General features: G+C 41.7%; 11 protein-coding genes. 4 read left to right on the top strand and 7 right to left on the bottom strand.

Annotated features, from left to right (window positions below):
• Positions 1-30 precede the first annotated feature (30 nt).
• The 3 genes from A7P54_RS18785 to rlmJ are packed head-to-tail and all read right to left on the bottom strand — an operon-like array spanning position 31 to position 2,838.
• Entirely contained in the window at positions 31-1,092 is a 1,062-nt protein-coding gene (locus tag A7P54_RS18785) for a DUF6670 family protein (RefSeq protein WP_171550467.1), read from the bottom strand.
• Between the two features lie 16 nt (positions 1,093-1,108).
• Positions 1,109-1,942 (bottom strand): CDP-diacylglycerol--serine O-phosphatidyltransferase, encoded by an 834-nt coding sequence (pssA, locus tag A7P54_RS18780; protein WP_004802590.1) that lies wholly within the window; start codon positions 1,940-1,942, stop codon positions 1,109-1,111.
• A gap of 38 nt (positions 1,943-1,980) precedes the next feature.
• Entirely contained in the window at positions 1,981-2,838 is an 858-nt protein-coding gene (gene rlmJ / locus A7P54_RS18775) for a 23S rRNA (adenine(2030)-N(6))-methyltransferase RlmJ (RefSeq protein ID WP_004802589.1), read from the bottom strand.
• A gap of 117 nt (positions 2,839-2,955) precedes the next feature.
• Between rlmJ and A7P54_RS18770 the strand changes: the two genes are divergently transcribed.
• Both A7P54_RS18770 and A7P54_RS18765 read left to right on the top strand, forming a co-directional pair.
• A complete protein-coding gene (locus A7P54_RS18770; RefSeq protein WP_171550466.1) occupies positions 2,956-3,582 on the top strand; it encodes a 2OG-Fe(II) oxygenase in 627 nt (208 codons plus the stop codon).
• A 62-nt stretch (positions 3,583-3,644) separates the two neighbouring features.
• On the top strand, positions 3,645-4,172 hold the full coding sequence (locus A7P54_RS18765; protein ID WP_171550465.1) for a hypothetical protein: 528 nt from the start codon (positions 3,645-3,647) through the stop codon (positions 4,170-4,172).
• 20 nt (positions 4,173-4,192) lie between these two features.
• Here the strand turns inward: A7P54_RS18765 and A7P54_RS18760 are convergent, their stop codons facing one another.
• The 4 genes from A7P54_RS18760 to A7P54_RS18745 all read right to left on the bottom strand — a co-directional run bounded on the left by A7P54_RS18760 (position 4,193) and on the right by A7P54_RS18745 (position 8,367).
• Positions 4,193-4,435, bottom strand: a complete 243-nt coding sequence (locus A7P54_RS18760) for a DUF2789 family protein (protein WP_004802586.1) — start codon at positions 4,433-4,435, stop codon at positions 4,193-4,195.
• Positions 4,436-4,591: 156 nt separating this feature from the next.
• A complete protein-coding gene (locus tag A7P54_RS18755) occupies positions 4,592-5,578 on the bottom strand; it encodes a malate dehydrogenase (protein WP_004655942.1) in 987 nt (328 codons plus the stop codon).
• Positions 5,579-5,745: 167 nt separating this feature from the next.
• Positions 5,746-6,414: a hypothetical protein gene (locus tag A7P54_RS18750; protein WP_004802585.1), complete on the bottom strand. Its 669-nt coding sequence runs from the start codon at positions 6,412-6,414 to the stop codon at positions 5,746-5,748.
• Positions 6,415-6,459: 45 nt separating this feature from the next.
• A complete protein-coding gene (locus A7P54_RS18745; protein ID WP_171061094.1) occupies positions 6,460-8,367 on the bottom strand; it encodes a lytic transglycosylase domain-containing protein in 1,908 nt (635 codons plus the stop codon).
• A gap of 300 nt (positions 8,368-8,667) precedes the next feature.
• Here A7P54_RS18745 and miaB point away from each other — a divergent pair, with 300 nt between their 5' ends.
• Together miaB and A7P54_RS18735 are read left to right on the top strand one after the other, a co-directional pair.
• The gene (gene miaB, locus A7P54_RS18740) at positions 8,668-10,119 is read left to right on the top strand and encodes a tRNA (N6-isopentenyl adenosine(37)-C2)-methylthiotransferase MiaB (protein WP_171550464.1); all 1,452 of its coding nucleotides are present in this window, start codon (positions 8,668-8,670) and stop codon (positions 10,117-10,119) included.
• 39 nt (positions 10,120-10,158) lie between these two features.
• A complete protein-coding gene (locus A7P54_RS18735; RefSeq protein ID WP_004655946.1) occupies positions 10,159-11,235 on the top strand; it encodes a PhoH family protein in 1,077 nt (358 codons plus the stop codon).
• The last annotated feature ends 11 nt before the right edge of the window (positions 11,236-11,246 follow it).

Genomic DNA, 11,246 nt, shown 5'->3' with positions numbered 1-11,246 from the left:
TAAATTATCTTAAATTATTGCTTTGAACGCTTATTTTTTACACAAATAAGGCTGAAAATGTGCAACTTGGTCGATTATTTGCTCAGTTTTATTTTTTTCTTGCCAGTGTAAAGGGCGACAATCGATATATTCACAGTATCCAGAACCTTGATAACTTTGTTTGTTCCACAATAATTGATAATTAAAACTTCCTACATAACCCGCTGCTAAGCCAAATTTATAATCACCTCGGCTTTGAGCTTGCAGTTGAAAGACCACCTCTCCCTTTTCTGAATATTGCCAAATAAATTCCCGCGGCAAATACATCTCCCGTCCATTTGGGGTCTGTACTTTAGGATATACACGTGTGACATCTAAAATGACTTGATGATCATAGAGTATTGAATTTTGCTCATTCGACTGAATTTCAATTCTAGAAAAAATAATGTTATTCCACTGATTTCTAAGTTCAGACAAGATGATCTGGAAGTCTGCACTGACCTGAATAATTTGATAAGTAAAAAAATGAAAGGCGATAAAAGGTAAGTAGATGGCTCTGGCATGTTTCAAAATGCCCTGTGCTTGGATTTGATATTTTTGTTTTTTATAAATGATTTCGCCTTCGCACTGACAGCGAACATACCAATAATCCCCAACGCCCCATTGCAAGGCTGAATGGTTTTCTATTTCAGCACCAATATTCACTTTGAGTTGGCAACTGAGTTCTTCATCATCACGCTTAAAATAATAATTTGGGAAATCAACTTGGATTTGATCTACATCTAAAAACTGATAACGATCTTGCTCTAATTGACACTGTTCTTTGGCACTATAACTTTTGAGATGCCCGACTGTAGATAAACTACTGGCAACCAAAACAGTCGCAGTATCAATTGCCGTCGTAGCAATTGCACTGTCGTTATAACAAATAGGGATCCGCGGTTGCCCAATTAGGCTAATGAAATTTAAATAATGAAAGGGTTCAGGCAAATTTGGCAGGATTAAGGCCTGGTAAACAATTTTAAAAAGACCTTTGGGCGGATGAAAAGTTAAAGCATCTGACTTATTGAGGTTCAGCTGCTTTAATTGATTGCTATTCATCAATATTGGCATACTGAACCTCCGTATTTTAAGTTGTTATTTTGGCATCATTCTTTTTGGCAAATAGTGTCGTCACGAATCCTGAAAGGACATAGATGATACAGACAATCAGTATCCCTACAGGAATGTTGTACGTGATTGCAGCAAAAATCAAGACCACAGGTAACATCACGACGAAAGGTACACGCTTACGATCCATTTGTTTAAATGAATAGTATTTGATGTTTGAAATCATCAGTAAGCCAACTGCAACCATGACCACTGAATTAATCACTTGAATGACGATATCTTTTAAATCAAAGATAAATGGATAATCACGACCGACCCATACCAATGAAATAACAGTCACTGCCGCAAGCGGGCTGGCGATACCAATAAAGTAGCGCTTATCCACCACGCCGATTTGCACATTGAAACGCGCTAGGCGGAAAGCGGCACAAGCGGTATAAATAAAGCAACAGGCTAAACCGATACGTCCAAGATCATGCAAGCTCCAGCTATACATCAAAATAGCGGGTGCAACACCAAACGCCAACAAGTCAGAAAGCGAATCGTATTGCTCACCAAATGCACTTTGTGCACCAATTGCACGAGCCACTCGACCATCCAAACCATCAAGCAATGCAGCCAAGAAAATGGCATAGATCGCTTGGTTAAAGTTTCCATTCATACTGGCAATAATTGAATAAAAACCAGAAAGAAGTGCGGCTGTTGTAATTAAATTCGGCCATAAATAAATTCCACGGCGTTTCACTTTTTGTCCTTCGTGCGTATGCTCTTCTTCTTCTACTTCAAAAGTGATTCCATCAAAAGAATGATCTTCTTTGTTCAAATCAGAATCAGGTTTAAGAGAATTTGTCATTATTTTCAATTCCTCGAGAATATTTGGACGTTGATGGGTTATTCACCCACCAACCAACGCACTGCAGCATGTCCACCATTTTCACTCATGCGCAAATGTGGAAATAACCATTGTAATGCTTGATCCGCATCTTCTGAGAACTTCCAAGGTGGATTAATCACCAGTAAGCCACAACCATTCAATCCGACCGGGGTGTCATCTGGCCATACACAAATTTCACAAATGAGCTGACGGCGAATACCCGTTTTCATCATTTTCTTTTCAAAACGTTCAATCATGGCGCGATCTTTGATTGGATACCAAACTGCAAACACACCTGTTGGCCATTTTTTATGTGCGGCTTGGAGTATTTCAACCAATTGCGGGAAATCTTTACGCTCAATTTCGTAAGGAGGGTCAATCATGACTAATCCGCGTTTTTCTTTCGGCGGAATGACACCCATTAAACCTTCATAAAAATCACGCTCATGCAAGCCTGCACGTTTATCACGAATATTAAAATACAATTGTTGAAACACATCACGCTGCATTTCAAATATAGTTGCTTTATCAATATCACGCATGCCTTCAAGCGCAAACCAAGGTGAACCTGGATAAGCGCCTTTACCCGAACCAGCACGCATATCTTCAACAATTTTAAGATATTGCTTTACACCTTCAGGCGCATTACGTTTAATCGAATCGTCAAGCTTGACCAAACGATGGATACCCGTTAAGAATTCACCTGATTTTTGTGCTTCAGACGTAGATAAATCATATTTACCTGCACCACCATGGGTATCGATATATCGATAAGGTTTATCTTTAGCATTTAAACGAGCGAGCAGTTGAAGCAAAAGTACATGCTTCATAACATCGGCAAAGTTACCCGCATGGAAATGGTGACGGTAATTCATGTTGACAATTATTCCTCAATTCAGCGGGTAGTTTAACATGAAAGAAAAAAGTATTCTTTAGCGTTGATGTGATCGTCTAAAATTGCCCTACAATCGAACCTAAGTCACTGGAGTGCTATGCAAGCAACAACTCTTCCACCCGCATTAAACCTTCAGTCTTGGAATCTGGATCAAGTGCTGGATGATCTAAATGAATTTGGCTTTGCCTTGATTGATAATATTTACTCACTTGATTATGTGCAGACATTAGCACATGAATGTACTTCGCATCTTGACGAATTTAGAGCAGCAGGAATACAAAATGGTGTGGTCAGCCATATCCGTAGTGATCACATTCTATGGATTGATGGGCAACTGCCGATTGCACAACAGCATTTACAGACCTTAGAACATCTATCTCAAGCGTTGAATCAGGCTTTCTATTTAGGCATTAAAGAAGTCGAAGCACATTTCGCTTGTTACAACGCAGGCGAGTTTTATGCCTTACACCGCGATAACCCACAGCAAAAAAATGATCGCATGATTTCGACCGTGTTCTATTTGCATGAAAGTTGGCAAGAGGATTGGGGTGGTCAATTACGATTGCAAGATAAGCATAATCAATGGCATATCATTCAACCACAACCGAATCGTCTCGCGATTTTTCAAAGCGATGTCTTGCACGAAGTCCTACTCTCTAAACAGCAACGTTTATCAATCACGGCATGGTTACGTAGTGGTGGCTCAATTTGGAATAAAGCTTAAACCCTTTAAATTCCTAAAAACACCCTTATATACCACGCATAACTGACGATTTTGGATCCATAATGTCGAATGAAACTCAACAAGTGATTGCTCGAATTGGTGAAACAGACCAACTCTATTTAGACAGCAATACTCCCGAACTTGCTTTAGAACGTGCCGACCTACGTTTGCAATTAGTGGTACTGAGCCATATTCGTCAGGAACAATTGCATTTCTTGCAAGAAGCAATCGTTCTCACTGAACAGGCGCGTATTGAATACGATGAAATGCCACTCAGCTTATATTTGAATTTGTCCTTGCATCTAGCCAAAGCCTATATGATTTACTTTGAGTTGACCAAAGAACGACGCTTTGCCTTGATCACCCAACAAATTTTAAAACCCTTGGCCCATCATGAGCATTTAGACGTCTATTTCTTCTTGGCCTACGCATCAGCAGCTAAACAAGAACAAGCCTTAACACAACACTGGTTAAAAAAATATGTGTCATGTTTAGAACATGATTTAGAGTTATTACAACTCCATCCTGCATTTAATGCCATACGCCAAGAAGATTGGTTTAAAACATTGATTCAAAAAAAAGCTCACTAATGTGAGCTTTTTTTATTTGACTATCTTGTGCTATCGACATGTAGCTGTTGATTCAACTCATCAATCACGATCGCCCACTCATCATCTTTATCCCAGTGACTTTTGAGAAAATCTCGCTGTCCTGCACTCCAAAATTCCGCTTCATGTAATTTTTGATCGGCAGGTAGTTGATGAGTTTTCACAAAGTTTTCGATTGCTGCCTCATCCGCCCCAAGCCCAAGTTGTTCGAATAAAAGCTCAAGTGTCGGTTGCTGTTCAAACATTGTTATTCTCCAAATCATGTCCTTTATCGAAGTAATCTAACAGCAAATCGCCATAGCATGCAGCGATAGGTCTATATTTTCTTGTTGTTTTTTGTGTTTATTGGCATAAAAAAAGCACTCTCTAGGAGAGTGCTTTCAATTTATCAAAAAGATAAATTATTTTACCATGTCAGCAATTGCTGCACGTTCTTCTTCAAGCTCATTCAACGTGAAGTTGATGCGCTCACGGCTGAACTCGTCAATTTCTAAGCCTTGAACGATTTTGTATTCACCGTTTTCAGTCGTTACAGGGAAACCGAACATAACGCCTTCTGGAATACCATAAGAACCATCAGATGGAATACCCATAGTTACCCATTTGCCGTTAGTGCCCAACGCCCAGTCACGCATGTGATCGATTGCAGCGTTTGCAGCTGAAGCAGCTGAAGACAAACCACGTGCTTCGATAATCGCAGCACCACGTTTACCAACAGTTGGAAGGAACACATCTTTGTTCCATGCAGCATCGTTGATTTTGTCTTTTAAGCTTACACCATTTGCAGTTGCAAAACGGTAGTCTGCATACATTGTTGGAGAGTGGTTACCCCAAACGGTCATGTCTTCGATGTCAGAAACTGCAACACCTGCTTTTTGAGCAAGTTGAGTTAATGCACGGTTGTGGTCAAGACGTAACATTGCGGTAAAGTTTTTCGCTGGAAGATCTGGAGCAGATTTCATTGCGATGTAAGCATTGGTGTTTGCTGGGTTACCAACAACCAATACTTTAACGTCACGGCTAGCAACTTCGTTAAGTGCTTGGCCTTGACCGATAAAGATCTCGCCATTCACTTTCAACAAGTCAGCACGTTCCATACCAGGACCACGTGGGCGAGAACCAACTAATAACGCATAGTCAGCATCTTTAAATGCAACTTTAGGATCATCAGTCCCGATCATGCCTGCCAATAATGGGAAAGCACAGTCATCAAGTTCCATCATCACGCCTTTAAGCGCTTGTTGAGCTTTCTCAAAAGGAACTTCAAGCAATTGTAAAATTACTGGTTGATCTTTACCTAGCATTTCACCGCTTGCGATACGGAATAATAAGCTATAACCAATTTGACCAGCAGCGCCTGTAACGGCTACACGAACGGGTTGCTTCATGTGATATTCTCCAATGAGATGCGTTTGCACGATTGAACGCTATTATTATTCAATCGAATTATCATAAACGGCAAAGATTGTACTCTAAAGCGAATACAGATGCATGTAAAAGAGAATGAATTTCAACGAAAGTCTAATAGAAAATACAAATCAAACTAGGTAAATACCTAATAACTTCCTTTAATCGTAAATTCACTTGGGCAGCCTGTCACAATATGGCTTGCGCATTGTTTATATTGACCATTTTTCTGATAACAAACGCGTATTTCAGTTAAGACTGAATCAAATCTCGATGACTGGCAAGTAAAGCGAATTCCATTCGGCGGCAACGACGGATTGAGCTTGGTAAATTGCTGTCTTAAGCTTTCCTTTTGTACTTCAATGGTATTCGGGCTGGTCAAATCCGCAGGGATTTTTAAACGCTCCGCAAAGTTAATAATGGTTCTAAAATATTGACTAGCATTCATCGGCATACACCCCCCCACATCCTGCCATAACTGCACACGGGCATTTTCATCAGGCATGACACGCGCCACCACTTTTGCTTGTAATGGCGATAATTTGGCAGATGTTTTAGTTGAGCAATCTCGGTTGAGCGGTACTTCAGGCAATAAACTTGCAATCGTGAGGGAATAACCTTCCAGACATTTACGTTGCTTTTGTCTTGATGAATCAAAAGAGCAAGCAGCAGGTGTCATTTGGACATGCATGACATAGCCTGCAACGTCTGGATTACTCGCAGCATGTAATGGAGCACTGAAAGAGAAGACCAAGTAACAAGCCAAAGCCTGTAGCGATCTCATCAATTGCCCTTTGAGTAATTCGATTGGTTTCATCAAATGCAAAAACTTCATTGTTTCACTTAAACATCTTGGTGTGTCTTAAGGCCCACTACGTACAGGAATCGTACTCATTCGTTTTTCTAACGATTGCGATCCCTGCCCTAATACCACGCCATAATGTGTAGCGTTGGTCATGACATGTTTAACATAGTCACGTGTTTCCAATAATGGAATCGTTTCAGTATATTGATCTGCTGCCATATTCTGCGCATCAGGCTGCCAACGGCGGGCACGATTTGGACCCGCGTTATAACCTGCTGTTGCCAATACCGCATTACCACTCAATTGACTTTGAATCATTGAAAGATAATAGGTCCCGTATCGAATATTGGTGTTCATTTCACTCAATGCCGCAGGATTATAAGTTTCACCCATTTGTCTTGCGATCAGTTTTGCCGTGTTTGGCATAATCTGCATTAAACCACCTGCCCCAACATGGGAACGTGCAGAGGTTACAAAACGACTCTCTTGGCGCATTAAACCATAGGCCCATGCTGGATCAATACCTGCATTGTAACTATGACTAGTTACATTGCTACGATGCGGTGTCGCGTAACGATAAGTATCATTATGGCGAGACGTGGTACGATCCGCTGCATAAATTGCACGATCATACCAACCGACATCATGCGCACGTTTCGCTGCGGCTAAAAGCAGACCATCGTCGTGTTGCAAATAGGCTTGGCGAACCGCCCAGTTCCACTCACGATTGGTATAATTGGCAGGCGCATTGACATCTCTTAATGCAAACGCACGTCTAAAATGAATATTTTGATTCAGGCGTTGAATATCCTGAGTGCTTGGCTGCTCATTATAAGGCTGATGGTTATAACGTTCACCTAGGCGATCTTTCGCCAACAAGTTATGGTAGTCATCGCCAGCTTGGGCCAATTTGCGATAAATCTGCTGTGCCGCTTGTTTAGAACCACCATCTGAACGCTGCTCCGATGCACGTGCCAACCAATACTGCCAACGGTCTTCCTGCTTTTGTGTCACCGACATCGCATCAATCGCACGAATCAAACTTTCCCACGCCCCGAAACGAATCGCCTGACGGGCATAAATTTCAGCTTCTTCAGGGCTAAATGGATAACCATAACTTTGGTCATAGGCATTTAACACTTCACGATTAAAGCCATTTTTCATTACGGTGGTACCACCGACATAACCAATAGTGCGATATAAATATTGTTGTACCGGTTGTGGCACATCTTGAACAGCACGCTGCACATTGCCCAAAGCATTGGTTAAGTCGCTATCCGCAACACGTCCCAAGGCAAAGATTAAATAGGCATAATCGGCATCATTCGACTTCGGTGCACTCCACAAATAACCCAATGGATTGGCTTGAATTTGATTAAACTGCGCTAAAGAAAGATTCAAGCCCATGGTTTGAGCGGTCGCAATCGCTGGGCCAGATTGACCTGCACGTAATTGTCCCCATAAGCGTTGTTGACGGTCTTGTGCAGTCATCAATGGACTAGACAACATCAAACGCCCTAAACCATTACATGATTCAGGCTGAGAATTGGTTGCTAACCAAATGTCTTTATATTCTGCAAAAACCAGACTATCACCTGTTTTTGCACGAACTTGTGCAACAGCACAGCTTTCTTCTTGATCTGGATTGGTGACATAACTCAGTACAGGCTTGGCATCGGCAAAGCTTCCGAGTTTGACTTTTTCTTCCACGTAATCGGCAGAGAGTTTTTCCGCCATCGCCGATTGTGGATAGCGTTGTGCAAAGCTAATAATTGATGAAGCTGGTTGAAAACCCAGATTGGTGTTCAGTTTCCAATATTCTGGATAATAACCCAAAGCATCATTTTGCATGTCAGATTGGTATTGATCGAGCAAAGCAGAATTGCCTGCATTGGCAGCACGCAACGCATCATTAAACTGTTCATCTAGAGCATAGACAGATGAGCATGCGATCATTCCTCCCATTGCAATAAAACAACGGAAGCTCTTCTTGTTATTCAATTTTGGAGTTACGGTTGTTCTAAAATCACGCTGCTTTTTCATCTTCATCAATATCTATGCCCAATTTTGCCCTGCCATTATAGTGTAATAAGTCTAGCCTTCCACTATTGTTGTGTTATGTAAATTACTGATTCATATTCATTAAAATTCGCGCAATTTTATTCATAAACTGTCCATTTTTGTCAGTTTTTTATTCTCTGCGTTCCGTTTAAAATACTGCTATAATCCGCCGTTTATTTAAATCCACCTTGTTTAGGAGCCTGCATGACGGTTCAAACATTCATTCCCAGTGCTGTAAAAGCTGCTTCAGAAAACACTGTTACCCAGCCAATGCACACCGCTGATGTTTCAATCAAGAAATTGTTTATTGAAACTCAAGGGTGTCAGATGAATGAGTATGACAGTCATCGTATGGCAGATTTGTTAGGTGATTCACATGGCTATGTGCTCACTGACAATCCAAACGAAGCAGACATTCTGCTGATGAATACCTGCTCGATTCGTGAAAAAGCACAAGAGAAGGTATTTAGTGGTCTAGGTCGCTGGCGCAAACTGAAAGAACAAAACCCAGATCTCATCATTGGTGTGGGTGGTTGTGTTGCATCACAAGAAGGTGACAACATTCAAAAACGTGCGCCTTATGTGGATATGATCTTTGGCCCACAAACGCTACACCGTTTGCCACAAATGCTAGATCAGCATCACGCTCAAATTGAAAAACCAAAGAAAGAAAAAATCAAATTGGTTGATATTTCTTTCCCAGATATCGAAAAGTTCGACTTTTTGCCTGAACCGCGTGTGGAAGGCTTTAAAGCATTCGTTTCCATCATGGAAGGTTGCTCGAAGTACTGCTCATTCTGTGTGGTCCCTTATACCCGTGGCGAAGAAGTATCTCGTCCGTTGGATGATGTGTTGGCAGAAATCGCTGGCCTCGCCGAAAAAGGCGTGCGTGAGATTAGCTTACTTGGTCAAAACGTGAATGGTTATCGTGGTGAAACCTTTGAAGGTGAAATTTGCACCTTCCCAGAACTATTGCGCTTAGTAGCAGAAATTCCAGGGATTGGTCGTCTACGCTATACTACCTCTCACCCGCTTGAATTCTCAGAAGATTTAATCCAATGCTACCGTGATTTACCGCAAATGGTTTCACACTTGCATCTGCCAGTACAAAGTGGTTCAAACGATGTATTGCAAGCCATGAAACGTAACCATACGATTGATGTCTACATCGATAAAATTGCCAAGTTACGTAAAGTACGTCCAGATATGCATTTATCCAGCGATTTCATCATCGGTTTCCCAGGCGAAACAGATGCACACTTTGCTGAAACCTTACAATTCATTAAAGATCTAGATTTCGATCACTCTTATAGTTTTGTCTATTCGAAGCGTCCAGGTACACCAGCTTCTGATTTACCAGACAGTACTCCTGAGCAAGTGAAAAAAGATCGCTTGGCGCAAGTACAAGAAGTGATTAAACGTTCGAGTATTGATAAAACGGATGCCATGCTCGGTAAGATTGAACGGGTGTTAATTGAGAAGGTTTCTGATAAAGATCCGAATGTTTTAATTGGCACAGCGGACAATACACGTTTGGTTACTTTTATCGGTGATGCCACGTGGATTGGGCGTTTCGCAGAGATTGAGATCACGGAAATTAAAACTTTGAATTTAGTTTACGGAGAACTCTTGAATCTTGAACCTGACGTGGCGTAATGTAAGGGTATTCCTACAAAGCAACAAAAAGGGTTTATCTTGACTGCAGCGATTCGACGTACAGTAACGTTCCCTGAAATTCAATTGGAACGTTTGAAAAGCATGCTCGGTGCGTATAACGGGCATTTAAAACAAATCGAACAACGTTTAGATGTCAAAATTACTCACCGTGGTGATGCCTTTTATCTCGATGGTGATATAGAAGCGGTCGAAAGAGCCGAAGCACTTTTGCAACGGCTCTATCAAGAATCAGAAATTTCCTCACAAATCAGCGCCGATGTCATTCATTTGATGATCCAAGGTTCACAGACGGATCGTGAACTGATGGATGATTCAGATCAGGAACATACAGGCCTCGATAGTGTTTGGTTACAGACCCGCAAAGGGCGAATTAACCCACGTGGCGCCAATCAAAAACGCTATGTACAACGTATCTTACAAAGTGACATTTCCTTCGGTATTGGCCCAGCAGGGACAGGTAAAACCTATCTGGCGGTTGCTGCTGCGGTTGATATGCTGGAACGTAACGAAATTCAACGTATCTTGCTGGTTCGCCCAGCGGTAGAAGCTGGTGAAAAACTCGGTTTCTTACCTGGTGACCTCACCCAAAAAATCGATCCCTACTTACGTCCACTTTACGATGCCCTATATGAAATGCTGGGCTTTGAAAAAGTGGCTAAATTGATTGAACGCCAAGTGATTGAAGTTGCTCCGCTTGCCTACATGCGCGGACGTACCTTGAACCACTCATTCGTCATTTTAGATGAAGCACAAAACACCACACCTGAACAGATGAAGATGTTCCTGACCCGTTTAGGTTTTGGTTCACGTGCCGTAATTACAGGTGACGTGACACAGGTTGATTTACCGCGTGGGCAGCAATCGGGTTTAGCACAAGCATTACGTGTACTGGAAAATGTTCATGAGATTCATATCACCCGTTTCCATTCACGTGATGTGGTTCGACATCAATTGGTACAAAAAATTGTTGAAGCTTACGAAGGTTGGGACAGTGAACAGCAACGCCTGTCTGCTGAAGCCCGTGCCGAACGCAAAGCCAAACAAGAAGCATTGATTGCAGAAAATGATTCTGCGGCAGATGCGCAACACATTTAGAAAAATCCCCC

This window comes from Acinetobacter sp. Ac_3412, from assembly GCF_013072675.1.
GTDB lineage: Bacteria > Pseudomonadota > Gammaproteobacteria > Pseudomonadales > Moraxellaceae > Acinetobacter > Acinetobacter higginsii.
This window is presented reverse-complemented; position numbering and strand designations above follow the sequence as displayed.